Below are 25,770 nucleotides of genomic sequence, written 5' to 3'. Positions count from 1 at the left end.
CGGTGGGCGGCGCGGGGCGGTGCGCGGCGCGGGCCTGGCGCGGCGCCGGCCTGCGGCTCGGGCGCGGGCCAGAGGCGGCGCTAGGCGCGGAGGCGGTCCTTCAAGCGGTAGAGCGCGATCAGCGTCTTTGAGTCCATCGTCTCGTCGAGGATCGCGTCCAGGTCCGAGAGCGGGCGCAGTTCGATGTCGATGCGCTCGTTCTCTTCGAGCACAGGACGCTCGTCGACGTCGGAGATGCCCGTCGCGAGGAAGAGATGGATGATCTCGTCCGCGAAGCCCGGCGAGGTGTAGAAGGCGCCGAGCGAATCCCAGTGGGCGGCCTGCTTGCCGATCTCCTCGGCGAGTTCGCGGCGGGCGGCCTCGACGGGGTTCTCGCCCTCGACGTCGAGCTTGCCGGCGGGAATCTCGAGCATGTCCGGGAGCCCGATCGCCTCGCGCGGCTGGCGCACGAACCACAGCCGCTCGTCGTCGTCGAGGACCACGATGCCGACCGCGCCGGGGTGCGACACGAGCTCGCGGTGGACGATCTCGCCGTCCTCGTGGCGGAACGTGTCACGCCGCACGGCGATGAACTTGCCGTCGAACAGGCTCTCCGTGCCAAGGCGCTCGAACTCGGAACTCATGCCACCGCCGCTTCGTCGAGGAGGGTGAACGCGACGTCGAGCATCGAGTCCAGGGCGGCGACCGAGACGCGCTCGGTCGGCTCGTGGTTGTGCTCGGTGCCGTTGGCCACGTTGATCGTGGGGATGCCGGCCGCTTCGAGCACGTTCGCGTCCGAAGCGCCGCCGGTGGCGATGCGCTTGGGCTCGTAGCCGTGCGCGCGGAGCGCCGCCTCAGCGGCGACGACGGCCGGCGACGACGGCTTGGAGCGGTAGCCGACGACCTGCTTCTCGGTGATCACGTCGACGTCGCACTCGCCGTGGCTGGCGCCGTCCTGGAGCGCGTCGATCATCGCCGCCAGCACCTCGTCGGCCTTGTCGGCATCGACCGAGCGGACCTCGGCGAACAGGCGAGCACGCTCCGGAACGACGTTGGTCGACTCGACGCCGCCGTGGAAGTAACCGATGTTGGCGGTCGTCTGCTCGTCGATGCGCGCGTGGGGCATCGCGACCGCGGCGTGGGCGGCGGCGAGGATGGCTGAATGGCCGGCCTCGGGGCGCAGCCCGGCGTGGGCGGACTTGCCGTGGAACTCGGCCTCGACGCGGTACAGCGTGGGTGAGGCGGTGACGAGCTCGCCAATCGCGGTCGCGTGGTCGAAGACGTACCCGAACTCGGAGCGCAACTGCGCCGCGTCGAAGCGCTTGGCCCCCTGGAGGCCGACCTCCTCCGCGACGGTGAAGAGCAGTTCGAGGCCGACCGGCGACCCTTCGACGCTGCAGCGGCGCGCCAGGGCCAGGATCATCGCCACCGCGGACTTGTTGTCCGCGCCGAGGATGCCGGCGTTCGCGTTCTCCCAGCCGTCGTCGACGAGCACCGGCTCGATCGGCGCGACCGGCGGCACCGTATCCAGGTGCGCGCACAGCAGGACGGTCCGTTCCGACCGCCCGCTGACGCGCGCCAGCAGGTTGCCCGCCTCGTCGGCCTCGACCTCGAGCCCCATCCCGCGCAGCTCACGGGTGACGCGCTCGGCGCACGCCGCCTCCTCCCACGAGGGGCTGGGGATGCGGCAGAGCTCCGCGAAGAGCTCTCCCTGCCTGGTCTTCTCCGACTCGCTGGCCGGCCTCACCGAGCGGCGGCCGGCTCTTCGGCGGCGACCTCTTCGGGCCGCTGCGCCTTCGCCCGCTCCAGCGCCGCCTCCACGAAGTCGCGGAACAGCGGTGCCGGGCGCTCCGGCCGGGACTTGAACTCCGGGTGGTACTGGGACGCGACGAAGAACGGGTGGTCGGGGATCTCGATGATCTCGACCAGACGCTCGTCCGGCGACGTTCCCGAGCACACGAGCCCGGCCGCCTCGATCCGCTTGCGCAGGAAGTTGTTGACCTCGTAACGGTGGCGGTGGCGCTCGTAGATGACCGCCTCGCCGTAGATCTCGCGCGCCCGCGTGTTCGGGTGCAGCTTGATCGGGTCCGCGCCCAAACGCATCGTGCCGCCCATGTCCGCGACTTCCTTCTGCTCGGGCAGCAGGTCGATCACCGGGTAGGGCGTCTCGGGGTCGAACTCGGTCGAGTTCGCGCCGTCCATCCCGACGACGTGGCGCGCGAAGTCCGCGACCGCCATCTGCATCCCGAGGCAGATCCCGAGGAACGGGATCTTCTGTTCGCGCGCGATCCGCGCCGCTGTGATCTTGCCCTCGATGCCACGCACGCCGAAACCGCCCGGGATCAGGATCCCGTCCGCGCCGTGCAGGCGCGCGCGGACCTCGCCGTCGTCCAGCGTCTCGGAGTCCACCCAGTCGATCTCGATCCCGCGGCCGTGCTGGAAGCCCGAATGGCGCAGCGCTTCCACGACGGACAGGTACGCGTCCTCGAGCTGGACGTACTTGCCGACCAGCGCGATCTTCACCGGCGGGGCGCTCTGCGCCTCGGTGGCGCCGCGGACGAGTTTCTCCCACCCGCTGAGCTCGGGCTCGGCGGCCTCGAGACCGAAGTGCTCGAGGATGAAGTCGTCCACGCCTTCGGCGCGGTAGTAGAGCGGGATCTTGTAGATGTTGTCGACGTCGCGACCGGAGACGATCGCCTCGCCGGGCAGCGAGGCGAACAGCGCGATCTTCTTGCGCACGTCCTGCGGCAGACCGCCCTCGGAGCGCGCGATGATCATGTCCGGCGCGATACCGATGCGGCGCAGCTCGTTCACGGAGTGCTGCGTCGGCTTCGTCTTGAGCTCACCCGCGTGGCCGATGTAGGGCACGAGCGTCAGGTGGATGAACATGACGTTGCGGCGCCCGACGTCCACGGGGAACTGGCGGATCGCCTCCAGGAACGGCAGCGACTCGATGTCGCCGACCGTGCCGCCGATCTCGGTGATGACGACGTCGACGTCCTGCGTCTCGCCGATCAGCCGGATCCGGTGCTTGATCTCGTCGGTGATGTGCGGGACGACCTGCACCGTGCCGCCGAGGTAGTCACCCCGGCGCTCCTTGCGAATGACCGAGTTGTAGACCGCGCCGGCCGTGACGTTCGACGCCCGCGACGTGTTCGCGTCGGTGTAGCGCTCGTAGTGGCCGAGATCGAGATCGGTCTCCGCCCCGTCCTCGGTGACGAACACCTCTCCGTGCTGGAACGGCGACATCGTCCCGGGATCGATGTTGATGTACGGATCGAACTTCTGCAGCGCGACCTTCAGGCCGCGTGAGACGAGGATTCGACCGATGGAGGCGGCGGCGATGCCCTTCCCGAGAGAAGAGACCACTCCCCCAGTGACGAAGATGTAACGGGTTCGTGGCCTGGATTCGGGCATGCGTTCTCCTTGAAGCTCTCCCCAGTGAGGATAGAGCGGCATCCGGCGGCGACCAGTCATCAGGCTGCTTTCAGTAGTTCTTTCGCGTGACGGCGAGCCGCGGCGTCCTCGCGGTCGGCGCCCAGCATCCGCACCAGCTCGCCCACCACGTCGCCCTTGCGGAGCTCGGTGACGGTGGTCCGGGCGGTCTCGCCCGATGTGTCCTTGACGATCGTGAAGTGGCGGTCGGCGAGCGACGCGATCTGCGGAAGGTGCGTGATGCAGATGACCTGGCGCCCTGCCGCGAGCGTGCGCAGCTGCTCGCCGACGGCGCGGGCGGTCTGGCCGCCGATGCCGGCGTCGACCTCGTCGAACACCAGCGTGCCCGGGCCCGCCTCGGCGGCGGCGCCCATCAGTGCGAGCATCACCCGGGACAGCTCGCCGCCGGACGCGGTCTCGCGCAGCGGACCCGCAGGTACGCCGGGGTTCGGCGCGATCAGGAACTCGATCTCGTCGCCGCCGGTCGGCCCGAACTCCTCTCGCGGCGCGAGCGCGGCCGTGAACTCCGCGCCGTCCATCGCCAGCGCCCCGAGGCGCTCGACGACGGCCTTCGCCAGCGCGACACCCGCCTTCTCGCGGGCCTTGCGCAACTGCCTCGCACGATCGGCGAGCTCCGCCCGCGCGACTTCGAGCGCGCGCTCAGCCTCCTCGATCGCCTCCTCGACGCCCACCAGTTCAGCGTGCCTCGCGCGGCAGGCGGCGGCGTGCTCGAGCACCGCGGCGATCGTGCCGCCGTGCTTGCGCTTGAGGCGATCAAGCAACGCGAGCCGCTCCTCGACCTCGTCCAACCGACCGGGCGCCGCGTCGATCCCCTCCGCATAGCGATGGAGTTCATGCACCAGGTCCTCGGCTTCGAGGGACAGGGCCCGCACCCGAGCGGCCAGCGCGTCGAGCTCGCCGTCCACCCCACCCGCCGCCTCCAGCGTGTGCGCCGCCGCGGCGAGTGCGAGCGAGGCGCCTCCGCCGTCCTCCTCACCGCCGGCGAGCGCGCCGACGCCGGCGCCCGCGGCGGAGCGCAGCGCCTCGACATGACGCAGGCGCCCGCGCTCGGCCTCCAGCGCGGCCTCTTCCTCCTCGCTAGGGTCGGCCCGGTCGATCTCCTGGAGCTCCCACTCGAGCAGGTCCAGCTCGCGGTCGCGCGCGCCCGCTCGCTCGCGCAGCTCGTTGAGTCGCGCGAACAGGCCGCGCTCGCGCTGGTAGGCCTCCCGGAACGCCTCGCGGCGGGCGGCCTGCGGCGGCCCGGCGAACCCGTCCAAGATCTCGAGCTGCGACGACGCCAGCATCAGCTTGCGATGCTCGTGCTGGCCGTAGAACGACAGCAGCGCGGTGCCTGCGTCGCGTAGGTCGGCAGCGGTCGCGCTCCGGCCGCCGAGGTAGGCCCGCGTGCGCCCTTCGGCGCTGACGCGGCGCGCGAGGACGAGCTCCTCCGCGTCCTCGGCCAAGCGTTCCCCCAAGGCCTCGCGCACCTCGTCGGGAAGGGAGAACACGCCCTCCACGTACGCTTCCGCCGCCCCAGGCCTGACGATCCCCGAGCGCGGCTTGCCGCCGAGCAGCAGATCCAGCGCGTGCGCGAGCACGGTCTTGCCCGCCCCGGTCTCTCCCGTGAGGACGTTCAAGCCCGGACCGAGGCACAGCTCGGCCCGTTCGATGAGCAGGAGGTTCTCGACGCGGAGTTCGTGGAGCACGACATGGGGTCTACCAGTGGGTCCCGACGGATCGAGCGCGTTCTCCGAACGAGCGCGGGAATTAATACGAAGACGACACAGTGTCGACGCAATGCGCGCGGCTTTTGTCTGGCCTGCCGGCCGGCGGCCGAGACGCAATCGCCGGCGGGTCGCGCAAGATCCGCGAGCGCTAGCGGGCGAGCCGGCCGAAGCGCTCGCGCAGGCGGTGATAGAAGGACGCGCCCGGGATCTGGGCGAGCGTGCCGTAGCTCTGGCCGAACTCGATGTGGATGTCCTCGCCGGGTTTGAGCTCGAGCGTCGGGCGGCCGTCGACGTGGACTTCCACGGCTTCTTCGCGAGATGCGTTGTTGATTGTCAGTTCGTCGTCCGGAGCGACGACCAATGATCGAGCCGTCAAAGAATGCGGAGCGATGAATGACACGACATAGCCCTTCACCCCCCACGCGAGGACCGGCCCGCCGTTGGCGAGGTTGTAGCCGGTCGAGCCCTGCGGCGTGGAGATCACGAGCCCGTCGCAGCGCACGCGGCCGATCTCCTCCCCCGCGAGCGCGTAGGCGAGATCCGCGACGCGCAGGCCCGCCTTGCGGTGCACGGAGATGTCGTTGAGGGCGCTCCAGGTGCCGTCGGGGCGTCCGACCGAGATCGTCGGCAGCTCGATGGTGTCGAACTCGCCGGCGAACGCGCGGGCGAAATCCTCCGCGAGCCCGTTGGGATCGATCGTGGCCAGGAAGCCGACCTCGCCGTAATTGACCGCGAAGACCGGAACGCCGGTGCCGGCGTAGCGCCGCAGCGCCGTCAGGATCGTGCCGTCTCCGCCGAGGACGATGCAGAGGTCGACCGCATCCCCGAGCTCGGGGACGATCTCGAGGAACGGGGCGAGCTCGATCCCGTGCTTGGCGGCCTCGTCCTCGGTGAAATGGAGCGTGACGCGGCGGGAGCGCGCGATCTCGATCAGCGTGCGGACGGCCTCCGTCGTCTCGCCGGGGCGGCGGTGGGTGATGACGGCGGCGACGCTCACCACGCCTGCACTTCCGCGATCGCGCCCGCGCGGGTGCCTTCGGCGAGCCACAGGAACGTCTCGCGGTTCCCGGACGGCCCCGCGAGGGCGGACGGCGCGCTGCCCATGACCGCGGCGCCCAGCTCGCGAGCGGCCTGTGCGACGTCGTTGACGACCTCCAGGCGCAGGTCCGGATCCTTGACCACGCCGCCCTTGCCGATCCGGTCGCGCCCGACCTCGAACTGCGGCTTGACCATCGCGAGGCAGTCGAACGGATCGGCGGTGGCGCCGAGGACCGCGGGCAGGACCTTGCGCAGCGAGATGAAAGAGACGTCGATGACGACGAGATCCGGGCGGTACGGGAGCTCGTCGGGCGTGATGGCGCGGGCGTTGGCGCGCTCGATCACGGTCACGCGCTCATCCCCGCGGAGGCGATAGTCGAGCTCGCCGTAGGCCACGTCCAGCGCGATGACATGCGCAGCGCCCCGCTGGAGCAGGCAATCCGTGAAGCCGCCGGTGGAGGCGCCGACGTCGAGCGCTTGCCGTGCCGTGACGTCGAGACCGAGCGTGTCGAGCGCGTTGGCGAGCTTGACGCCACCGCGGGATACGTAGGGCGGCGGGCCTTCGACCTCGAGCTCGATCTCGGCATCGACCAGCTGGCCCGGCTTCTCCGCCCGGCGGCGGCCAGGACCGAGATGAACCTGCCCGGCGATGACCGCGGCGGCAGCGCGGGTGCGCGACTCATACAGCCCGCGCTCCGCCAACAGGGAATCCAGGCGCACGCGGGCCACGGGCACAAACGGTACCGGGCGAGGGCTCAAGCTCACGCCGCGGGTCGCCGATGGGTGGGTGTGATGCGTCCCGTCCTCGCCACGCTCCTCGTGCTGCTCGTGATGCCGGCGGGCGCTTCGGCCCAGACTCCGCCGCTGCCGCCGCTCGACTACGCCGCCCCGACCGCCTCGGTCTCGCGCGGTGCCCCGCTGACCTTCGCCGTTCGCACCACCGCGCCCGATGGAGCGGTCACCGTGCGTGTCTCGGGACATGACGAGGTGGACGCCGACGGGCTGCTGACCGGTCCCGAAGGGACCTGGCTCGACGAGAAGGCCGCGCAGGCGCTGGCGGACCTCGCCGTCTGGTCCGTGCCCGCCGACTCCGTGCTGCGCCAGCGCCCGGGGCACTACTACTGGCAGGCGTATCTCACCGGCGACGCCGCCACCGGGGCCGAGGAGCCGATCGGGCCCGTGCAGGAGCTCGACGTCACGCTGCCCTACGCCGACCGGGGCCGCGGATCGCTCTTCCCCAAGTTCGGCCACAAGGGCGTCAAGAGCTTCTACCTCTCCTCCGCCGGCTTTCCCGGCACGGTCTCAGGCACGCGCTTCAAGGCGGTCGCGAAGACCGCCGCCGCTCGCTGGGGCCTGAAAGCGCTGCGCTGGACCAGCGCCAAGGCGGGCGTCCACGACGGCTTCAACGTCGCAGGCTTCTCCTCCTCGGTCGACGCGGACGTCCTCGGCGTGCAGACCGACTACGTCAAGCACGGTCGCGTGGTCGAGAGCGATCTCGCGCTCAACGCGAGCGAGAACTGGAACGCCGGCCCGGGCTATCCGGCACTCGACCAGGTCGATCTCGAGAGCGTCGTGCTGCACGAGCTCGGCCACATGGCCGGCAACAAGAAGCACAAGCCGCGCTGCACCAACTCGCCGATGATCGAGGCGCTGGGCGCCGGCGAATGGTGGCGGGGATCGCGCGACAAGTGGTTCGGTGACTGCGGTGCAACCGCGGCTTCCGTGCGGAGGTCGTTCGTGCACCGCGTCATCCGGATGGACTAGCGCTTCAGCGTCACCGTCTTGGTCACCGTGAACGGCGTGCCGCTCGCGGAGGTGACGGTGATCTTCACCGTCAGCTTGAGCTTGCCGGCGTGCTTGAGGGCCTTCTTGGCGGCGCTGTTGAGCGTGAGGCTGAACGGGGCGTTGCCCGGTTTGACGGTCTTGGTCGAGGTCGCCGCGACGGTCTTGCCGCGGAGGACTTCGACCTTCAGGCGCGAGTTGGCGGCCGCGACGGTGAGTGAGCCCTTGACAGCCTGACCTTTCTGGCTTGCGGCGAGCTTGACGGCGCTCGCGGCGGGTGAGGGTTGGATCGTGACGGGCTGTGGCGCGGTCGTGGCGACGGGGGCGGCGGTCGCCTCGGAGGTCGTGGTGGCCGTGGCGGTCGGCGTCGGCGTCGCGGTCGAAGTGGCAGTGGCGGAGGCCGTCGCGGGCGCGGTGGGCGTCGCCGTGGCGGTCGCCGTCGGCGTCGCGGTGGCCGTCGCCGTGGCGGTGGCCGTCGCTGTGGCGGTTGCCGTCGCGGTGGCGGTCGCTGTCGCCGTCGCCGTTGGGGTCGGGGTCGCCGCGCCCTGCACCACGACCGTGCCGGTCATGAAGGCGTGGGCCCCGCACACGAACGTGTAGTTCCCGGGCGTGTTGAAGCGGCAGGTCGCCTGCCACCCGGTTGGGGACGGATCGGCCGGCAGGACCGGGGTGCACGAGTCCGGCTCCCCGGCGTCGAACTCGACATTGTGGAAGCTGCCGCCGTCGGGGTAGCTGAAGGAGACGGTCTCGCCCGCGTTGATCGTGACGGTGCTGGTGTTGTTCGCCGGGTTGTTGAAGCCGTAGTCGAACGCCACCATCACGCCTGGGGCCTGGGGGTCTGCCGATGCCAGCGCAGGGATGGCCACGAGCGCGGCAGCCAGCACGATGCCCGCGATGAGGCGTCTCATGGGCTCGTTGTGGAGAGCGTGAAGAGCAGTGTCTTGGCGTAGGTGCCGCTGCGGAGCGGGTCCGTCACCGCGATCGGCTGCTTGAACGACACGACCACGGCGTCATTGGCGACCGGGCCGGGCCACGTGAGCAGCGTGATCGGGGTCTCCACGGCGGCGAACGTCGTCGCCGGGTTGGCCGCGTTGGTGGCCTTGACCTGCAGCGGCTGCGCCATGACGTTCGTGCCGTTGACCAGGTGGCCGGGCGCGAGCGGGCCGGGGTCGTTGACGGTGAGGGTGGCATCGCCTGCGCTGCTCGTCACGGTCGCGGGCATCGTCGCGGTGTACTCCGCCGCCACGCCGAGTCGGAACTGCCCGAGATTCGTGGAGCTGGCGATGCCCAGCGCCAACGTCGCAGGGACGGAACCGGTGACCGGCGCGCCCACGCTGTCGGGGGCGACCGTGACCGTGCCGCGCATCGTCGAGTGGATCTGGCACACGAACGAGTAGGTCCCGGGCGTGTCGAACCGGCACGTGGTCACCCACGGCGCGCGGGCCGGCGGCGTGGGAAAGCCGTAGGTGGCACCCAGCGCGGGCGTGCAGGCGGTCGGCATCGCCGCCGCCGTGAAGGCGACGCTGTGGCGGGTCGTCGCCGGATTCCCCGTCACGTAGTTGAACGTGACCGAGCCGCCGGTGGCGATCGTCGTCGCGGTGGTGGTGGTCCCGGTCACGTACCACTGATGGTTCGTGCCAGAGATGTCAGTAGCCGTGTAGTCGGCAGTGAGCGGGGGCGCGGCCGAGGCGGCCGCGGGCGCGAATGCCGACGCGACGAGCGCCGCGGTCAGCAAAGTCTTGAGCTTCAACGTGTTCTCCCTGGTGGGACCGGAAAAGAGACCGGCCCCGCGGCGTCATGCCGCGGGGCCGGGGTCAATGCGTCAGGTCAGGGCGTCGTCGTCGACAGCGTGAACGTCAGTGTCTTCGCGTAGGTGCCCGTTCGGAGCGATTCGTTCGCACCGACGGTCTGCTTGAGCCCGATGGTCACCGGGCTGGCGCTCACGGGGCCGGCGTAGGTCAGCAGCGTGAGCGGGGTGTTCGTGCCCGTGATCGGGGCGAACACGCCCTGGTTGGCTCGCGCCATCACCGGCTGCGCGAGGGAGAACGTGCCGTTGACGAGGCGACCGGTCGTGGTCGGGCTCGGATCGGCGACCGTCAATACGGCATCGCCTGCGGAGCTCGTGACCGTGGCCGCGACGGACGTCTCGTAGTCGCGTCCGATGCCCGGGATGAAGGCGCCCAGGTTGGCGTTCGCCGTGAGGTCGAGCGACAGCGTCGGCGCAACCGAGCCGGAAGGCGTGCTCGGCACGGTCGGGCCGCCGGGGGTCGGGGTCGCGGTGGGCGACGGAGTCGGGGTCGCCGTGGGCGTGGCCGTCGGCGTCGCCGTGGGCGTGGGAGTCGGCGTCGGCGTCGGCGTCGGCGTGGGCGTGGCCGTCGGCGTGGCCGTGGGCGTGGGAGTCGGCGTCGGCGTGGGAGTCGGGGTCGGCGTCGGCGTCGGGGTCGGCGTCGGCGTCGGCGTCGGCGTCGGCGTCGGGGTGGGCGTCGGCGTCGGCGTGGGCGTCGGCGTCGGCGTGGGCGTCGGCGTCGGGGTCGGCGTCGGCGTCGGCGTCGGAGTGGGAGTCGGCGTCGGCGTGGGAGTCGGCGTCGGGGTCGGCGTCGGCGTGGGAGTCGGCGTCGGAGTCGGCGTCGGCGTCGGGGTCGGTGTCGGCGTGGGAGTCGGCGTCGGCGTCGGCGTGGGAGTCGGCGTCGGCGTCGGCGTGGGGGTCGGCGTCGGCGTGGGAGTCGGCGTCGGCGTGGGAGTCGGCGTCGGCGTCGGGGTCGGCGTGGGAGTCGGCGTGGGCGTGGGAGTCGGCGTGGGAGTCGGCGTCGGCGTAGGAGTCGGCGTCCCACCCACGACCGTGACCGTGCCCGTCATGAACCCGTGCGCGTCACACACGAACGTGTACGTGCCCGGCGTGTTGAACCGGCAGGTGCCCGCCCAGCCCTGGGGCGACGGCAAGCCCGGGAGCGGCGGCACAGTGCCGACGTTCGCGCCGGCGGTCTGCGTGCACGATGTCGGCTGCGCAGAGTCGAAGTCGACGTTGTGGAAGCTCCCGCCGTTCGGGTAGCTGAACGTCACCGTCTCGCCGGCGTTGATCGTGACGGTGTTGTCATCGGTCGCCGGGTTATTGAACCCGAAGTCGAAGGCCATGATCTGTCCGGGTGCAGCCTGCGCACCCGATCCAGGCTCACCACCCGCCGCCGCCGCGATTGCGGGTACACCGATCCCGCCCATGGCAACGCACGCCAGCCATGGCAAATACCGCTTCCTAAATCTCACGCGTCCCCCTCGGAGAATGATGTCCGCGTGGTCATACGCAACGCAGGAGGCCGCCGTTCAAGCGGCCTAGCGTTGAGATGTCTAAACGCCGTTAGGCGAAGGAACCGCGGGGGTCGAGGACGGCGGCCTCGACGCGCTCGGCGATGCGCTCGGCCGTGAATCCGACCTCTTCGTGCAGCAGCGCCGGAGCGCCGTGGGTGACGTAGCGATCGGGCAGTCCGACTCGCAGGATGCGCGGCGCCAGGGCGCCCTCATCCGAAAGCGACTCCCAGACGGCGCTGCCGAACCCACCGGCCAGCACACCCTCTTCGATGGTCACGAGCAGCTCGTGTTCAGCCGCCAGCGCCGCCAGCAGCGGCGCATCCAACGGCTTGGCGAACCGGGCGTCGGCCACGGTCACGTCCACGCCGCGCTCGGCCAGAAGATCCGCGGCGCCCAGCGCCTTGCCCACGCCGGAGCCGTAGCCGACCAGCGCCACCCGCTCGCCCTCGCGCAGGATCTCGCCGGTCCCGACGGGAATCAGCACCGGGGTTGAAGGCAGCTCGACGCCCTCACCCGCCCCGCGCGGGTAACGCAAGGCAGCCGGGCCGTCGATGTGCAGCGCGGTGTGCAGCATGTGCACGAGCATCGCCTCGTCGCGCGGCGCCATCAGCGTCATGTGGGGCAGCGCGCGCAGGTAGGCGATGTCGAAGACGCCGTGATGCGTCGGGCCGTCGTCGCCCACGAGACCGGCGCGGTCCATGCAGAACGTCACCGGCAGGTTCTGCAGGCAGACGTCATGCACGATCTGGTCGAACGCGCGCTGCAGGAAGGTGGAGTAGATCGCGGCGACCGGGCGCATGCCGGTCAGGGCCGCGCCGGCGGCGAACAGGATCGCCTGCTGCTCGGCGATGCCGACGTCGAAGTAGCGCTCGGGCATCGCCTTCTGCAGGATCGACAGCCCGGTGCCCGAGTTCATCGCGGCGGTGATGCCGATCACCCGGGGGTCGCGCTCGCACTCGCGCACCATCGCGTCGCCGAAGACCTGCGTGTACTGGGGCGGAGCCGGCGAGGAAGGACGCGACGGCGCGGGACGGCGCGACGCAATCGACTTCGGCTTGGCGGCATGCCACTTCTCCATGCCCTCCAGGCCGCCGTTCTCGGCCGGCGCGAAGCCCTTGCCCTTGACCGTGGCGCAGTGGATGACGACGGGACGCTCGGCTTCGAAGGCGGTCCGCAGCGCGCGGCGCATCGCGCGCACGTCGTGACCGTCGATGACGCCGAGGTAGGCCCAGTCGAGCTCCTCCCACCACAGGCCCGGGGCCCAGAACGCCTTCACGGACTCCTTGAAGCGCGGGCCGAGACGCTCGAACGCGGCGCCGATGCCGGCGGGCAGCTTGGTGAGCTTCTCCTCGACGCCCTCGCGCGCCTCCCAGAGACCCGGATCGAGCCGGACGCGGTTCATGTACCGCGACAGCGCGCCGACGTTGGGCGCGATCGACATGCCGTTGTCGTTGAGGATCACGACCATCGGCGTGCCAAGGCCGCCCGCCTGCGAGACCGCTTCGAACGCGACGCCGCCGGTCATCGCGCCGTCGCCGATCACGGCGACGACCTTTCCGTCCTCGGCCCCGCCGCGCAGCATCGCTTCCTTGATGCCGACCGCGTAGCCGATCGACGTCGAAGCGTGACCCGCGCCCATGATGTCGTGCTCGGACTCGGCGATCGAGCAGAACGGCGCGAGGCCGCCATAGCGGCGGATCGTGCCCAGCTCGTCGCGGCGGCCGGTGAGCACCTTGTGCGGATAGGCCTGATGGCCGACGTCCCACAGGACCTTGTCGCGCGGCGAATCGATCAGCGAGTGGACGGCCACGGCGATCTCGCACGTGCCCAAGTTGGCGCCGAAGTGGCCGCCGATCTCCCCCACAGTGTCGATCAGCAGCTCCCGGACCTCCTGCGCGACCGTCTGCAGCTCATCCTCGGAGAGCGCGTGCAGGTCTTGGGGGCGGTCGATCCGAGAGAGCAGTTTTGTCATGAAGTCCGGGTGGCGATGAAGTCGGTGATCTGGGCCAGCTCTAGCGCTTTGCCCGAGGCGGCGCGGTCGAGCGCGGCGCGGGCGTTGCGGTGCGATTCGGCGGCCATGGCGCGGGCCCCTTCGAGCCCGTAGCGGCTCACGTAGGTCACTTTGCCGTGCCGCTCGTCGCTTCCTTGCGGCTTCCCGAGTGCGACGTCCGTACCCGTCACGTCGAGGATGTCGTCGACGATCTGAAACAGGACCCCGAGCTCAGTGGCGAACGCACGGAAGTCTGGGAGTGTAGTCGAGCGGGTGTGTTCGTCGGCGAGCAGCAGGACGCACTCGATGGCCGCGCCGATCAGGCGGCCGGTCTTGAGTTCGTGCAGCCGGCGCAGCTCCGCGCCGTCCTCCTCGACGACGCCGGACACGTCGATGTACTGGCCGCCGACCATGCCCTGGACACCCGAGGCCGCCGTCAACTCGGCGAGGCAGGCGATGATCCGCGCGGGGTCCCCGCGCTGCTCGGCGAGCACCAGCCGGATCGCCTCGGCGTAGAGCGCGTCCCCGGCCAGGATGGCGATCGCCTCGCCGTAGCGGACGTGGCACGTCGGCCGGCCGCGCCGCAGCGAGTCGTCGTCCATCGCCGGCAGATCATCGTGGATCAACGAGTAGGTGTGGATGAGTTCCAGCGCGCCCGCGAGTGGGAGCACGGCCTCGGTCTGCATCCCGATCGCGTGGGCGGTCGCGAGCGCCAGGACGGGCCGGATCCGCTTCCCGCCCGCGAGCAGCGAGTAGCGCATCGCCTCCTCCAGGCCCGCCGTCGCCGGCTCGACGCTGAAGCGCAGACCATCGAGGTAGGCCTCGATGTCGATGCGCAAGTGATCCGGGAAGCCCAACGTCAGGACCCGAGCGCGAGCTGACCCGCCGGGACGGGCTCCGCGTCCGCGGCCCGGACCTGGCGATCGAGCTCCGCGCCGGCCTCGATCGCGAGGCGCGCGCACTCTTCGACGAGCGCCGCGGCACGGTCGGCGGGCAGCTCGCCCGCGCGCAGCGTGACGGCGGCGCGCTCGAGGCGCTCGATCAGGCGCTCAAGGGGTTCCGGCGGCATCGGCGGAGGATTCTTGCAGGGGCGTCGGCTACACCGCGCCTGCGCGCAGCACGGCGGCGAGGATCCCGTTGACGAAGCCCGGGGCTTCGGCGCCGCAGAAGGCCTTGGCGGTCTCGACCGCCTCGTCGATCGCGCCCTCGGGCGGGATCGGCTTGTCGCCTTCGATCAGGTCGGGGTGCAGCATCTCCAGCAGCGCCGTGCGCAGGATCGCCTTCTCCAGCGGCGCGATGCGGTCGATCGACCAGTTCTTCGCGTGGCGCTCGATGTAGACGTCGAGCTCCTCCGCATTGTCCGCGGTCGCGTGGGCGAGTGCCCGCGTGAACGTCCCGGCGTCGCGTTCGAAGACATCATCGAGGGGGCGGCGGGTGAGATCGTGCTGGTAGAGCGCGAAGACAGCCGCGCGCCGCTGGTCGGACCTGCGCATCGGCGGCTGAGCCTAGCTCACCCCTCAGGCGAAGGCGGGAACCAGTCGCCGTGCGTGCGCGCCGTTTGCGAACAGCTGGCGGACGAGCATCCCGCCCAGCGGCAGGGTCCACGCGAGGTACATGAGCATCGGCGCCATGCCGGTGCGCAGCTCCAGCGTCCTGAAGGTCAGCCAGATGGCGCCGGTGGTGGCGAGCGCGATCACCGGCGGGCGGCGCTTCTCGGTCTCCCACGCCACCAGGGCGAGCACCAGCGGCAGGTGGTAGTAGCCGAGGTTCCAGGGGTCGAGCATGCAGCGCTCCAGCGCGAGCAGGGCGAAGAGCGCGAGCGCGTCCTCGCGGGGGCGTTGCTTCCCGGCGCGCCACCACCACAACAGGCTCAGCGGGAGTGCGAGCGCGAGGATCAGCGGGTGCGGGATCGGGACCAGCCAGGCGGGCGAGGTCGTCGCGCCGTGGCCGGCGGCCTCCCACACCGGGTCCGACGGGACGCCGAACGGCCACCAGACCTGCCAGGGATGAAAGAACGAGCCGGCGTGCGCACCCACCTGGGCGGCGAGGTTGGACGTGCCGCCGGGGCGCAGGAGCTGGACGCCGCCGTAGATCAGCAGCGCGGCCGCGACGGGAGCGACGAGCACGCGGAGCTTCGGCTTGGGAAGTGCGAGCGCCGCCGGCAGGAGAGCGAGCACGGCGGTCTGCTTGGCCAGCACGGCGACGGTGAGCAATGCCGCGGAGAGCGTGGCCTTCTGCCTGACGGCGGCGAGCACACCCGCGACCGCGGCCGCGGCGGCGAGCAGGTCCTCCGGATGACCCGCGTCGAGCGCGAGGTAGGCAACCGGGGAGCCGGCGGTGAGCACGAGCGCGAGCAGCGCGTGAGTGCGCTCGCGGACGTGCAGCGCGACGCCCAGCCCGGCGAGCGCGACGAGCCCGGGGATCGCGTTGAGGCGGAAGGTCCAGTCCAGACCCAGGTGCAGGAACGTGGTGGGCGCGCCGATCAGCGTCACGAAGCCGCTGTAGGCGGGCACCAGGCGCAGGAACGTGTCGACGCCGTCGGTGCGCAGCCCGAAATACGCGGGCCAGGCCTCGACGAAGTAGTCGCCCCAGAAGACGTGGCGTGAGCCGAGAACCAGCAGCGCGACGGCGCAGGCAAAGGCCAGCGCCGCCCGGTTGGTTGCTCGGATCCCCATCGGGATCCGTATCGGCTCAGGAAACTGAGCGCTTTAGGCGCGTGACATGTACGACCCGGAGCGCGTGTCGACCTTGATCCGGTCCCCGATGTTCACGAACAGGGGAACGTTCACGGTCGCGCCGGTCTCCAGCGTCGCGGGCTTGTTGCCACCACCGCTCGCCGTGTCGCCACGGACGCCCGGCTCGGTGTGTGTGACCTCCAGCTCAACCGACGCGCCCAGCTGGATGTCCGCCGGGTTGCCGTCGATGTAGAGCATGTCGACGGTCTCGTTCGGCTTGACCCACTTCAGCGGCTCGGCCATCGTCTCCTCGGGCAGCGCGATCTGCTCATAGGACTCCTCGTCCATGAAGTGCGCGTCGGTGCCGTCGGCATAGAGGAACTGCATCTTGCGCGCCTCCGTGTGGATGGGGCGGAACTTCTCCCCGGCGCGGAAGGTGCGGTCGATCACGTTTCCATCGGTCGTCCGGCGCAGCTTGGTGCGCACGAACGCCCCGCCCTTGCCCGGCTTGACGTGCTGGAACTCGATGATCTTGAAGACGGTGCCTTCGACCTCGATGTGATTGCCGTTCTTGAACTGATTCGTGGAGATCATGTGCGGTAGCTCAGGGTACCCCGGCGGCGTCTTTTACGCTCGTGGGTGTGCTCGTGCCGATGCTCGCCGCCTGCTGCGCTTTCGCTGCAGCGCCAGCTCCCTCACCGACTGAAGCGCACCGCTTCGCGGTCTCGCTCGCGCGCCAGGGACCGCGGCCGGCGGGCTCGAAGGCCGAGCGGGTGGCCCACCAGCGCGTCGCGGCGCGGTTCCGCGCCGTCGGGCTCCGCGTGGGCTATGAGCGGTTCACGGTTCCCGGCAAGGGTCCGTCGCGCGACGTGATCGGGATCCGGGACGCGGCGAGCGACTGCCTCGTGATCGCGATGGCGCACACGGACACCGTCCCGCCGGCCCCGGGGGCGGATGACAACGCGTCGGGCGTCGGGACGCTGGTCGCGCTCGCCCGCGCACTCGCGACCGGCCCGGAGCCCGCGTGCGACGTGTGGCTGGTCGCGACGGGAGCGGAGGAGCGGCCCTACACGGGGCAGCCGGACCATCTCGGAGCGAGTGCGCTGACCGCGCGCCTGAAACGGACGAGTCGCATCCAAGACGTCCGCGTGGCGCTCTCGCTCGACGAGGTCGGCCGGGGGACGAAATTCGACCTGCACTCGACCGCCTCCGCCCCACGCGAGAACGTCGAGCGGCGGATCCTGGCTGCGGGCGGCGACGCGGTCCGGTGGGTCGAGGACCCGGTGGGTGAGGGAAACTCCGACCATCGCGAGCTCGCCCGCGCGGGCGCGCCCGCCGCCAAGCTCGGCGTGGTGGACGAGCCGTGCCGCCACACGGCGTGCGACACCCCTGACCGGCTCGAGCGCGGCGCGTTCACGCGCGTGTTGAAGATCGTCTGGCCGCTGCTGCGCACCTGGGATTGACGGCTCGCGGCGGGGGGTGCCCCGTCTAAGTATCGGTGGGCGGAACCCAAACCCGGCACCCCTAGTCGTCGAAGCACATCAGCCCGAGCACGTTGCCGCCCGGATCGGTGACGAAGGCGAGCTCGCCGACGCCGTCGATCGCCGTCGCCGGCATCAGGACCGCCCCGCCGCCTGCCGCGACGGCCGACAGCGCCGCGGCGAGATCGTCGACCGCGAACGTCACCTCCGGCCCGTTCGTGCGCTCGTCCAGCAGCCCGCGCCGGCCCTGGACCGCCCCGATCGCCGGACCCGCACTTGACGTACGGAAGAACCCTGGGTAGGGGTTTTCGAACGTCCAGCCGAAGAGCTGCTCATAGAACGAACGGCTTGCGGAGACGTCGTCGGCGTTGAAGGCGAAGTGCGCGAGATGACCGTGCATGCCCCGGGACACTACGGTTCGGCCGATGGCTTCAGCCTCCGTCCCCGGCAGCTCCACACAACGCCCGCCGTGGGAGGCGATCGTCGCGGTGGCGGCGGTGGTCTCGCTCGCGCTCTGGCCCGTCGAGATCCGCGAAGCGTTCGGGCTCCCCGCCCATCCGCTGATCATCCACGTGCCCGTGGTGTTCGTGCCGATCCTCGGACTGGCCGTGCTCGCGCTCGCGTTCAATGCGCGGTGGTTCGACCGGTTCGGAGTGCTCGTGGCCGCGTTCTCGGTCGTGACGCTGGCGGCGACCCTGCTCGCGGTCGGCGCCGGTGAGGCGTTCCGGAAGGAGCGCCTGCGGGACTTCCCGGAACTGGTCAATGATCCGACGCTGCACGACCACGCGGACGCGGGGATCACGGTGCGGCTGGCGATGGTGATCCTGACCGCGCTGGTCGTGGGGATGCTGTTCGCCAAACGCGCACCCACCGCGGTGCGGATCGCGCTGCGCGTGCTGGCGGTGCTGTTCGCCCTGACCGCGATCGTCTTCGTGATCCGCACGGGCCACCTCGGCGCCAAGCTCGCCTGGGGCGACGACCAGCTGCGCGTTCGTTGACAAGGTCAACGACATAGTTGACACTGTCAACGATATGGCCGACCCCGAACAGATCGCCGCGCTCCGGGACTTCAACCGCTTCTACACCACCCGCCTCGGCATGACCCGCCACGGGCTCCACAAGACCGACCACCCGCTCGCCGAGGCCCGCGTGCTCTATGAGCTCGGCGCCCACGGCGTCCTCGAGACCTCCGCGCTCAAGGACGCGCTCGCGATCGACGCGGGGCAGCTGAGCCGGCTCGTCAAGCGCCTCCAAGAACAAGGTCTGATCCACCGAACGGCCTCCCCCGCCGACGCTCGCCGCCAGCAGGTCGAGCTCACCGGCGAGGGCGAGGCGGCCTTCGCACGGCTCGACCAGGGCTCCCGCGAGGAGGTCGGCGCGCTGCTCGACGCGCTCCCCGACCCCGAGGGCGCGCTCGCGGCCATCCAGAAGCTCCGGGAAGCGATCGAGCCCACCCCGACCCGCGACGTGCGCCTCCGCGACCTGCGGATCGGCGACCTCGGCTGGCTCGTGGAGCGCCACGGCGTCCTGTACGCGACCGAATACGGCTGGGACGGCTCGTTCGAGCGAATGGTGGCCGGGATCGCGGCCGCATTCGACCCGGAGCACGACCGCGCGTGGGTCGCCGAAGTCGACGGCCAAAGAGCCGGAGCCGTGCTGTGCGTCCACGACACCCCCGCCAACGCGAAGCTCCGCACGCTGCTGGTCGAGCCGCACGCGCGCGGACTCGGCCTCGGCACCCGCCTCGTAAACGCGGTGATCGAACACGCGCGCCGGCAGCGCTACCGCACCGTGACGCTATGGACCAACGACATCCTGCACGCCGCGCGCCACATCTATGAGCGGGCGGGCTTCACGCTGCACAGCGAGGCGCCGCACCACGCGTTCGGCCACGACCTCACCGAGCAGACCTGGTCCCTTACCCTCCAACCATGGACCGAGACGCACTGAGGGCGCTGCAGGCGCCGCTGAAGGAGTCGTACAAGACCGACCCGGACAAGGCGCTGATCACGCTGAAGGCCGCGGGCACGCTCGGGGAGGGGATCTCCTGCTCGGTCGACACCGGGCGGGCGATCGCCAACGCGGGCCTGCATCCGGCCACCGGCGGTGACGGCACCCTGTTGTGCTCGGGCGACATGCTGCTCGAGGCGCTCGTCGCCTGCGCGGGCGTGACGCTCGGGGCGGTGAGCACGAGCCTCGGCATCCAGGTCGACGGCGGGCGCGTGCACGCCGAGGGCGACCTGGACTTCCGCGGCACGCTCGCCGTCGATCGCGAGGCGCCGGTCGGCTTCTCCGACATCCGCCTGAGCTTCGAGCTCGACACGGACGCCGACGACGAGCAGCTGGCCTCGCTGCTCAAGCTCACCGAACGCTACTGCGTCGTGCTGCAGACGCTCTCCCGCGGCCCGAAGCTCGACGTCAAGCTCGAGCGCTCAGGCGCGGCGGTCTAGAACGACCGGGGGCCCGCACACCGTGCGGGCCCCCGGCACTACCTGAGCTGAGTGACTCAGTTGCGGATCTTCGGCTGCCACGGCTCGACGAACGGGCCGTAGGCCGCACCGATCATCGGGTGCCGCTGGCAGGTACGGGAGTTGACGTCCGGCAGGCACGGGTTGAACGGATTGACGTAGGTCTCGGCCGGGGCCGAGGCGTCATACGTCGCGGACCCGCCGCACACCCCGTTCAGCGGCTTGTTGCCGGCCATGTTGCGGCTCAGCTCCATGATGTTCGGAATGTCGTCGAAGTCCTGGTCGTCGGCACCGTCGAGGATGCCGTCGCCGTCGGAGTCGGCGTCGTAGGCCTTCGTCCCGACGTACGTGATCGGGTACTCGCCCTCCTCGGAGTAGCACTTGCTCCACCAGCCGGAGGTCATCGGCCCGAGGACCTCGTCGTAGTTGGTCAGGCCGTCGGCGTCCTCGTCGCGCTCATCATCGGAGACCTTGCCGTCGAAGTCCAGATCCCAGTACGTCAACTCGGCGCGGCGCTGCCAGTCGACGCCCGGGTTCGTGATCCGCTTCGGGACCGTCGTCACGACGCCGTCGTGATCCATGTCGTAGAGATCGAACTGCGCATTGAAGGCGGGCAGGAAGGGCTGGGCGTAACCGGCCGAAGCGGCCCACGCGCGGAACGCCTGCGGCGGCTGGTAGTCGGTGACGTTCATGGTCGGCGTGCGGCGGCCGTTGCCACCCGCCAGCACCGACAGCGAGTATTGCGCGCCGTCGGAGTAGGACAGCGGGACCAGCGTGCGCGTCGCGGTGTGGTTGACCTCGTAGGTGTACTTCCAGAGGTGGTACTCGTCGGCCAGGTCCAGGCCGTCGCCGTCGTAGTCCTTGTCGGCGTCCTTGAACAGCGGGTTCGGGTAGGCGGTCTTGGCCGGGTACGGGATCGAGTAGTTCGGATGCTGGTAGTCGTCGTTGTTGAGGTCGATCGCCGACTGGTACTCGAAGCCGTCCTCGACCCCGTCGCCGTCGGTGTCCCCTGAGCACGGGTCGAGCGCCAGCGAGAGCTCGAGATCGTCGGCCAGCAGGTCGTTGTCGTCGTCGAGGTCGACGCCGTTCTTGACGCCGTCGTTGTCGCAGTCGCCGTCGGGCGTCGTCGGGACGCCCGCGCCGCCGGAGTTCCCGTCGGTGCCGTTGGCCTTGGCCGGCCCGATCACCGGGGAGATCTTGGCGGGGGTGTAGGCCTTGCTCAGCTTCGCCGCGAGGACACGCAGGCGGAAGCGCGTCGCCACCGGCGTCGCGCCCTCGGCGTTCATGTACTTCTCGAGGGTCGGGGGCAGCACGACGACGATCTTCTTCGTCGTGCTCACGTCGGCCTTGACGAACAGCGCCTTACCCTTGTCACGCCGGAACAGCACGCTGTTCTTGGCTTTGCCGCGGGTGAAGTGCTTGCCCGTGATCGTCAGCTTGTTGCCGACGAGGGCGGTCTTGGGCGTGACCTTGGTGATCACAGGCGTCTTGGGCTTGGCCTTCGCGTCCGCCACGGCGGGCACGAGGAGCGCGCCGAGTGCGGCCGCGGCGACAGCGCGACGCAGCAGGGGGCGGGTGCGAGGTCGAAGTACCATCGACCTCGATATCGGCCGCGCACGCTCCCCCCTTGAGCTTTATGGGCTGGGGGGATGACCCTATTCGACGGTCAGAAGGTCTTTCGTGGTCTTCGAGAGGACGTCGCGCCCGTGCTCGGTCACGACGACGAGATCCTCGATCCGTACGCCGCCGACGCCCGGCAGATAGACGCCCGGTTCGACCGTCACGACGTTTCCGGCCACGAGCGGGGTCGAGCCGGTGCGCGCCAGGCGCGGGGCCTCGTGGGTGACGAGCCCGACCCCGTGCCCGAGCCCGTGGCCGAAGTGCTCGCCGTGCCCCGCCGCGTCGATGATGTCGCGTGCGATCGCGTCGATCTCGCGACCCAAAGGGCCGGGTCGCACCGCGTCCAGCGACGCGATCTGCGCCTGCAGGACCAGCGCGTAGATCTCCTCGAGCTCGCCGGGCACCGAAGCGCCCGTCGCCCAGGTGCGCGTGCAGTCCGAGCAGTAGCCGTCGAGGACCGCGCCGATGTCGATGGTCACCAGCGTGTCGGCGGCGATCGGGACGTCGCGCGGCGTCGCGTGCGGCAGCGCGCCGTGCTCGGCGGAGGCGACGATCGAGTCGAACGACGGGCCGGACGCGCCGCGCAGGCGCATCTCGTGCTCCAGGGCGACGGCGACGTCGCGCTCGGTCCGCCCCACGAGCCCGAGCTCGAGCAGCCAGGCGTAGATCTCGTCGACGAGTGCGGCAGCCGCGCCGATCCGCAGGATCTCCCCCGGCTCCTTGACCGCCCGCACCTCCTCGACGACCCCTGCGGCGGGCACGAGCTCGATGTGCGGCGGCAGCAGCTCACGGAGCCGGCCGTGCGTGCGCACCGACATGTGGCCGTCGTCGAACCCGAGCCGCTTCACGCCCTCCAGCCCGCGCGAGACGGCCGCGAGCAGCTCCTGCGGGCCCTGCTCGCGGTCGAAGTCCGGGACCTCGAGCTTGGCCTGCTCGACGTAGCGGAAGTCGGTCACGAAGCGCCGCACCTGGGGGCCGACGACGGCGAAGCCGTTGGAGCCGGTGAAGCCCGTGACGTAGCGCAGGTTCGCCGGCTCGGTGACGAGCAGCGCGTCGATGTCCTCCAGCCGCCGCGCGACCCGATCGCCCCGGCTCATGCCCACGCCTCCTTCAACAGCCGCAACCCTTCGCGATAGCCCTCGACGCCTTGCCCCGAGACCTTCCCGGTCCGCACGTCCTCCAGCACCGAGACGTGCCGCCACGCCTCGCGCGTGTCCACGTCGGAGAGATGCACCTCGATCGCCGGCAGCCCGGCGATCTCGACCGCGTCGCGCAGCGCCCACGCGTAGTGCGTCCACGCGCCCGGGTTCAGCAGCAGGCCGTCCGCGTAGTCCGGCGAGCGGTGCAGCTCCTCGACGAACTCACCCTCGAAGTTGGACTGGAAGAACGAGACGGTCAGCCCGAGCTCGTCCGCGAACGCGCCGATGCGCTGCTCGAGCTGCGTGAAGGTCAGCCCGCCGTAGTGCTGAGCGGGGCGGCGGTCGAGCGCGTCGAGGTTGATGCCGTGCAGGACGGCGACCCGGGTCTTCACTTCATCAGCCCTCCCAGCGCGGTGCGGACGTCGCGTTCGGCGACGGGCGCACCCGTGCGGACGTCGCCCGGCGCCTCGACGAGCACGAACCCCACCCGGCCGCCACGGCGCTTCTTGTCGCGCTGGACTGCGGTCAGGACGGCCTCGTGATCGACGGACGGATCGAGCGTCGTCGGCAGCCCGTACCCGGACAGCAGATCGCTCACCTCGGAGCGCAGCTCCGGCTGGCCGGACAACGTCAGCGCGGCGAGCAGGCCGAGGCCGACCGCCTCGCCGTGGCGATAGCGCGCGTAGCCCGTCGCGGTCTCGATCGCGTGGCCGACCGTGTGGCCGAGGTTGAGCACCTGGCGGCGCCCGGCGTCGCGCTCGTCGCCGGCGACGACCGCCAGCTTCGTCCGCGCGCAGGCCAGCACGAGGTCGCGATCGACGATCCCCTCGCCGCGCCGCACCCGCGTCCACAGCGGCCCGCCGGCGATCAGCGCGGTCTTGACCACCTCGGCCCAGCCGGCGGCCAGCTCCGCCGCGGGCAGCGTCGCCAGCGTCCGCGGATCGGCGAGCACGGCGCGCGGCTGGTGATAGGCCCCGACGTAGTTCTTGCCCTCCGGCAGATCGACGCCGGTCTTCCCGCCGTAGGCCGAGTCGACCTGCGAGACGAGCGTCGTCGGGACCTGCACGACGCCCACCCCACGCTGGTACACGGCGGCGCAGAAGCCCGCCACGTCACCCACCACGCCGCCGCCGAGCGCGACGACGTGGTCGTCGTGGTCCATCCCCGCCGCGGCGAGGCCGCGCAGCAACACCTCGGCGTTGCTCAGCGTCTTGGCCGCTTCGCCCGCGGGCATCGCGAACGTCGCCGTCAGCTCGGGGATGCGCTCCCCGTAGACCGGCCCGACGGTCTCGTCCGTGAGCATGAACCGCCGCCCGCGCACGGGCCAGAAGTCCCTGTCGAGCACGTCGCCCACGTAGACCGGGTAGTTCACGCCGCCCGCGACCGCCCAGAGCACCTTCACGCCGGTCGGGATGCGCCGCAGCGCACCCGCCGCGCGGCGCACGGTCTCGGCGCCGCCGTCCAGCAGCACCGCGTCGGCCAGCGCCTCGTAGACCGGGGCGCGCTCGGCGTGCAGCGCGGCGAAGCGCTCGCGGTCGCGCGCCAGCGGGCGCCGCTTCCCGCCCGCCCGGCGCCAGGCCGTCGGCTCGTCGACGTCGAGCATCACGACCGTGTGGCGCGCCAGCAGCTCGCGCACGCGGGCTGAGCCGATCGCGCCGCCGCCGATGGAGATGACGGGCGCCGGCGGCGTCTCCAGCACCTCGGCGACGACGTCCTCCTCGATCTCGCGGAACGCACGCTCGCCGTGGGAGGCGAAGTAGTCCTCGATCGAGGTGCCGATCCGCTGCTCGACCTCGCGGTCGGTGTCGATCGCCCGCACGCCGAGGGCGGCGGCGGCGGCCCGGGCGCCGGTCGTCTTGCCCGCGCCCATGAAGCCGATGAAGACTAGGACCGGGGTTTCCATCCGATTCGGGTGCAGTAGGCCTCGACCGCGGCGCGCACATCGTCGATGTGATCGCCGCCGAACTTGTCCCGGTAGGCGCCCGCCAGCACGATCGCCAGCATCGCCTCCCCCACGACCCCCGCCGCCGGGACCACGCAGGAGTCGGTCCGCTCACGCAGCGCCTGCGCGGGTTCCTTGGTGGCGATGTCGACCGAGCGCAGCGGCTTGGTCAGCGTCGGGATCGGCTTCATCGCGACGCGCGCGACCAGCGGCTCGCCGGTCGTCATCCCGCCTTCGAGGCCGCCGCTGCGGTTGGTCTCGCGGTAGTAGCCGCGCTCTTCGGAGTAGAAGATCTCGTCGTGGGCTTCGGAGCCGGGGCGGCCGGCGAGATCGAAGCCGTCGCCCAGCCCGACGCCCTTCGCGGCCTGGATCGAGAGCAGCGCGCCGGCGATCACGCCGTCCAGGCGCTGTTCCCACGAGACGTGCGAGCCGAGCCCGGGAACGAGCCCGTAGGCCCGCACCTCGAAGATCCCGCCGATCGACTCGTTGCGCTTGCGCAGGACGTTGATCTCGCCGACCATCGCCTTGGTCGCGTCGGCGTCCAGGCAGCGGACGGGCGAGGCGTCGACGCCGGCGAACGCGTCCAGCGCGGGCTCGGCCTCGAGCTCCGGCGCGCGAACCGACCCGATCTGGGTCACGTGCGAGACGACGGAGACGCCGAGCGCGGTCAGGAACGCCTTGGCCAAGGCGCCTCCGGCCACCCGCGCGGCGGTCTCGCGCGCCGAGGCGCGCTCCAGCACGTTGCGCACGTCGGTGAAGCCGAACTTCTGCACGCCGGCGAGATCGGCGTGGCCGGGACGCGGGAGATGCACCTCGGGCACGTCCGCCTCGACGGGCCACGGGTTCATCCGCTCTTCCCAGTTCTTGTAGTCGCGGTTGGCGACTTGGAGGGCGATCGGACCGCCCATCGTGCGGCCGTGCCGCACCCCCGCCGTGACCTGCGCGGAGTCCTTCTCGATCTTCATCCGCCCGCCGCGGCCGTGGCCGAGCTGGCGGCGCGCCATGTCGCCGTCGATGGCTTCCTGGTCGAGCTCGAGGCCCGCGGGGAGACCCTCCACGATCGTGGTGAGGCCCGGCCCGTGCGACTCCCCGGCGGTGACGACTTTCAACGGCACGGGCAGCATCCTATGAGGCTCGCCGCCGCGTTAACGGACGGCGGCGGGCCCGAGGGCCCGCCGCGCGCACTTCATC

At 71.1% G+C, this 25,770-nt stretch carries 26 protein-coding genes; 5 read left to right on the top strand and 21 right to left on the bottom strand.

The features are described from left to right. Positions 1–80: 80 nt before the first annotated feature. From OM076_RS39695 to OM076_RS39670, 6 genes are all read right to left on the bottom strand, one after another. The gene (locus tag OM076_RS39695; RefSeq protein WP_270045739.1) at positions 81–623 is read right to left on the bottom strand and encodes an NUDIX domain-containing protein; all 543 of its coding nucleotides are present in this window, start codon (positions 621–623) and stop codon (positions 81–83) included. Beyond that, positions 620–1,726 carry a M20/M25/M40 family metallo-hydrolase gene (locus tag OM076_RS39690; RefSeq protein ID WP_270045738.1) on the bottom strand — a complete coding sequence of 369 codons (1,107 nt, stop codon included), beginning with the start codon at positions 1,724–1,726 and terminating at the stop codon, positions 620–622. Before OM076_RS39690 ends, OM076_RS39695 begins: the two co-directional genes overlap by 4 nt. Beyond that, positions 1,723–3,396, bottom strand: coding sequence for a CTP synthase (gene pyrG / locus OM076_RS39685; protein WP_270045737.1), 1,674 nt, complete (start codon positions 3,394–3,396; stop codon positions 1,723–1,725). The genes OM076_RS39690 and pyrG overlap by 4 nt, the downstream gene beginning before the upstream one ends. A 59-nt stretch (positions 3,397–3,455) precedes the next feature. Next, positions 3,456–5,120, bottom strand: a complete 1,665-nt coding sequence (gene recN / locus OM076_RS39680) for a DNA repair protein RecN (protein ID WP_270045736.1) — start codon at positions 5,118–5,120, stop codon at positions 3,456–3,458. 169 nt (positions 5,121–5,289) lie between these two features. Further along, on the bottom strand, positions 5,290–6,138 hold the full coding sequence (locus OM076_RS39675) for an NAD(+)/NADH kinase (RefSeq protein ID WP_270045735.1): 849 nt from the start codon (positions 6,136–6,138) through the stop codon (positions 5,290–5,292). Continuing rightward, a complete protein-coding gene (locus OM076_RS39670; RefSeq protein WP_270045734.1) occupies positions 6,135–6,908 on the bottom strand; it encodes a TlyA family RNA methyltransferase in 774 nt (257 codons plus the stop codon). Before OM076_RS39670 ends, OM076_RS39675 begins: the two co-directional genes overlap by 4 nt. Before the next feature lie 63 nt (positions 6,909–6,971). On the opposite strand from OM076_RS39670, the gene OM076_RS39665 reads away from it, so the two are divergent. After that, positions 6,972–7,943 carry a hypothetical protein gene (locus OM076_RS39665; RefSeq protein ID WP_270045733.1) on the top strand — a complete coding sequence of 324 codons (972 nt, stop codon included), beginning with the start codon at positions 6,972–6,974 and terminating at the stop codon, positions 7,941–7,943. Here the strand turns inward: OM076_RS39665 and OM076_RS39660 are convergent. The 9 genes from OM076_RS39660 to efp all read right to left on the bottom strand — a co-directional run bounded on the left by OM076_RS39660 (position 7,940) and on the right by efp (position 16,523). Continuing rightward, positions 7,940–8,869: a cupredoxin domain-containing protein gene (locus OM076_RS39660; RefSeq protein ID WP_270045732.1), complete on the bottom strand. Its 930-nt coding sequence runs from the start codon at positions 8,867–8,869 to the stop codon at positions 7,940–7,942. The two genes, OM076_RS39665 and OM076_RS39660, sit on opposite strands and share 4 nt — an antisense overlap. After that, on the bottom strand, positions 8,866–9,711 hold the full coding sequence (locus OM076_RS39655; protein WP_270045731.1) for a cupredoxin domain-containing protein: 846 nt from the start codon (positions 9,709–9,711) through the stop codon (positions 8,866–8,868). The genes OM076_RS39660 and OM076_RS39655 overlap by 4 nt, the downstream gene beginning before the upstream one ends. Before the next feature lie 77 nt (positions 9,712–9,788). After that, a complete protein-coding gene (locus OM076_RS39650; protein ID WP_270045730.1) occupies positions 9,789–11,093 on the bottom strand; it encodes a cupredoxin domain-containing protein in 1,305 nt (434 codons plus the stop codon). 220 nt (positions 11,094–11,313) lie between these two features. Further along, on the bottom strand, positions 11,314–13,236 hold the full coding sequence (gene dxs / locus OM076_RS39645; RefSeq protein WP_270045729.1) for a 1-deoxy-D-xylulose-5-phosphate synthase: 1,923 nt from the start codon (positions 13,234–13,236) through the stop codon (positions 11,314–11,316). Then, complete coding sequence (locus tag OM076_RS39640; protein WP_270045728.1) at positions 13,233–14,093, bottom strand: polyprenyl synthetase family protein; 861 nt, start codon at positions 14,091–14,093, stop codon at positions 13,233–13,235. Before OM076_RS39640 ends, dxs begins: the two co-directional genes overlap by 4 nt. A gap of 20 nt (positions 14,094–14,113) precedes the next feature. Beyond that, entirely contained in the window at positions 14,114–14,323 is a 210-nt protein-coding gene (locus OM076_RS39635; protein ID WP_270045727.1) for a hypothetical protein, read from the bottom strand. A 28-nt stretch (positions 14,324–14,351) separates the two neighbouring features. Further along, on the bottom strand, positions 14,352–14,747 hold the full coding sequence (nusB, locus tag OM076_RS39630) for a transcription antitermination factor NusB (protein WP_270045726.1): 396 nt from the start codon (positions 14,745–14,747) through the stop codon (positions 14,352–14,354). Positions 14,748–14,771: 24 nt separating this feature from the next. Beyond that, positions 14,772–15,929, bottom strand: coding sequence for an MptA/MptB family glycosyltransferase (locus OM076_RS39625; protein WP_270045725.1), 1,158 nt, complete (start codon positions 15,927–15,929; stop codon positions 14,772–14,774). Positions 15,930–15,962: 33 nt separating this feature from the next. After that, positions 15,963–16,523, bottom strand: coding sequence for an elongation factor P (efp, locus tag OM076_RS39620; protein WP_270045724.1), 561 nt, complete (start codon positions 16,521–16,523; stop codon positions 15,963–15,965). A gap of 47 nt (positions 16,524–16,570) precedes the next feature. Between efp and OM076_RS39615 the strand changes: the two genes are divergently transcribed. Then, positions 16,571–17,392: a M28 family metallopeptidase gene (locus OM076_RS39615; protein WP_270045723.1), complete on the top strand. Its 822-nt coding sequence runs from the start codon at positions 16,571–16,573 to the stop codon at positions 17,390–17,392. Between the two features lie 61 nt (positions 17,393–17,453). Here the strand turns inward: OM076_RS39615 and OM076_RS39610 are convergent, their stop codons facing one another. Then, on the bottom strand, positions 17,454–17,810 hold the full coding sequence (locus OM076_RS39610) for a VOC family protein (protein WP_270045722.1): 357 nt from the start codon (positions 17,808–17,810) through the stop codon (positions 17,454–17,456). 25 nt (positions 17,811–17,835) lie between these two features. Here OM076_RS39610 and OM076_RS39605 point away from each other — a divergent pair, with 25 nt between their 5' ends. The 3 genes from OM076_RS39605 to OM076_RS39595 are packed head-to-tail and all read left to right on the top strand — an operon-like array spanning position 17,836 to position 19,860. Beyond that, positions 17,836–18,408 carry a DUF2231 domain-containing protein gene (locus tag OM076_RS39605; protein ID WP_270045721.1) on the top strand — a complete coding sequence of 191 codons (573 nt, stop codon included), beginning with the start codon at positions 17,836–17,838 and terminating at the stop codon, positions 18,406–18,408. A 34-nt stretch (positions 18,409–18,442) separates the two neighbouring features. Further along, entirely contained in the window at positions 18,443–19,360 is a 918-nt protein-coding gene (locus OM076_RS39600; protein WP_270045720.1) for a bifunctional helix-turn-helix transcriptional regulator/GNAT family N-acetyltransferase, read from the top strand. Beyond that, complete coding sequence (locus tag OM076_RS39595; protein WP_270045719.1) at positions 19,342–19,860, top strand: OsmC family protein; 519 nt, start codon at positions 19,342–19,344, stop codon at positions 19,858–19,860. The genes OM076_RS39600 and OM076_RS39595 overlap by 19 nt, the downstream gene beginning before the upstream one ends. A 56-nt stretch (positions 19,861–19,916) precedes the next feature. Here OM076_RS39595 and OM076_RS39590 read toward each other — a convergent pair whose 3' ends face one another. From OM076_RS39590 to aroC, 5 genes are read right to left on the bottom strand one after another with little or no spacing between them, the layout of a single operon-like run. Next, complete coding sequence (locus tag OM076_RS39590; protein ID WP_270045718.1) at positions 19,917–21,473, bottom strand: IPT/TIG domain-containing protein; 1,557 nt, start codon at positions 21,471–21,473, stop codon at positions 19,917–19,919. 60 nt (positions 21,474–21,533) lie between these two features. Further along, on the bottom strand, positions 21,534–22,595 hold the full coding sequence (locus OM076_RS39585) for a M24 family metallopeptidase (RefSeq protein ID WP_270045717.1): 1,062 nt from the start codon (positions 22,593–22,595) through the stop codon (positions 21,534–21,536). After that, entirely contained in the window at positions 22,592–23,029 is a 438-nt protein-coding gene (locus tag OM076_RS39580) for a type II 3-dehydroquinate dehydratase (RefSeq protein ID WP_270045716.1), read from the bottom strand. Before OM076_RS39580 ends, OM076_RS39585 begins: the two co-directional genes overlap by 4 nt. Next, entirely contained in the window at positions 23,026–24,540 is a 1,515-nt protein-coding gene (locus OM076_RS39575; RefSeq protein ID WP_270045715.1) for a bifunctional shikimate kinase/3-dehydroquinate synthase, read from the bottom strand. Before OM076_RS39575 ends, OM076_RS39580 begins: the two co-directional genes overlap by 4 nt. Beyond that, a complete protein-coding gene (gene aroC / locus OM076_RS39570) occupies positions 24,522–25,694 on the bottom strand; it encodes a chorismate synthase (RefSeq protein WP_270045714.1) in 1,173 nt (390 codons plus the stop codon). The genes OM076_RS39575 and aroC overlap by 19 nt, the downstream gene beginning before the upstream one ends. Positions 25,695–25,770 lie beyond the last annotated feature (76 nt).

The organism is Solirubrobacter ginsenosidimutans (genome assembly GCF_027587205.1).
This window is presented reverse-complemented; position numbering and strand designations above follow the sequence as displayed.

What these genes read in the sequence shown, in the direction of transcription:
- OM076_RS39635 (WP_270045727.1), bottom strand. Translation starts at nt 14,323, where the DNA reads ATGCCGCCGGAACCCCTTGAGCGCCTGATCGAGCGCCTCGAGCGCGCC.
- pyrG (WP_270045737.1), bottom strand. Translation starts at nt 3,396, where the DNA reads ATGCCCGAATCCAGGCCACGAACCCGTTACATCTTCGTCACTGGGGGA.
- OM076_RS39605 (WP_270045721.1), top strand. Translation starts at nt 17,836, where the DNA reads ATGGCTTCAGCCTCCGTCCCCGGCAGCTCCACACAACGCCCGCCGTGG.
- OM076_RS39595 (WP_270045719.1), top strand. Translation starts at nt 19,342, where the DNA reads ATGGACCGAGACGCACTGAGGGCGCTGCAGGCGCCGCTGAAGGAGTCG.
- OM076_RS39590 (WP_270045718.1), bottom strand. Translation starts at nt 21,473, where the DNA reads ATGGTACTTCGACCTCGCACCCGCCCCCTGCTGCGTCGCGCTGTCGCC.
- OM076_RS39660 (WP_270045732.1), bottom strand. Translation starts at nt 8,869, where the DNA reads ATGAGACGCCTCATCGCGGGCATCGTGCTGGCTGCCGCGCTCGTGGCC.
- OM076_RS39610 (WP_270045722.1), bottom strand. Translation starts at nt 17,810, where the DNA reads ATGCACGGTCATCTCGCGCACTTCGCCTTCAACGCCGACGACGTCTCC.
- OM076_RS39575 (WP_270045715.1), bottom strand. Translation starts at nt 24,540, where the DNA reads ATGGAAACCCCGGTCCTAGTCTTCATCGGCTTCATGGGCGCGGGCAAG.
- OM076_RS39650 (WP_270045730.1), bottom strand. Translation starts at nt 11,093, where the DNA reads ATGGCCTTCGACTTCGGGTTCAATAACCCGGCGACCGATGACAACACC.
- OM076_RS39600 (WP_270045720.1), top strand. Translation starts at nt 18,443, where the DNA reads ATGGCCGACCCCGAACAGATCGCCGCGCTCCGGGACTTCAACCGCTTC.
- OM076_RS39625 (WP_270045725.1), bottom strand. Translation starts at nt 15,929, where the DNA reads ATGGGGATCCGAGCAACCAACCGGGCGGCGCTGGCCTTTGCCTGCGCC.
- OM076_RS39695 (WP_270045739.1), bottom strand. Translation starts at nt 623, where the DNA reads ATGAGTTCCGAGTTCGAGCGCCTTGGCACGGAGAGCCTGTTCGACGGC.
- nusB (WP_270045726.1), bottom strand. Translation starts at nt 14,747, where the DNA reads ATGCGCAGGTCCGACCAGCGGCGCGCGGCTGTCTTCGCGCTCTACCAG.
- OM076_RS39585 (WP_270045717.1), bottom strand. Translation starts at nt 22,595, where the DNA reads ATGAGCCGGGGCGATCGGGTCGCGCGGCGGCTGGAGGACATCGACGCG.
- OM076_RS39665 (WP_270045733.1), top strand. Translation starts at nt 6,972, where the DNA reads ATGCGTCCCGTCCTCGCCACGCTCCTCGTGCTGCTCGTGATGCCGGCG.
- dxs (WP_270045729.1), bottom strand. Translation starts at nt 13,236, where the DNA reads ATGACAAAACTGCTCTCTCGGATCGACCGCCCCCAAGACCTGCACGCG.
- efp (WP_270045724.1), bottom strand. Translation starts at nt 16,523, where the DNA reads ATGATCTCCACGAATCAGTTCAAGAACGGCAATCACATCGAGGTCGAA.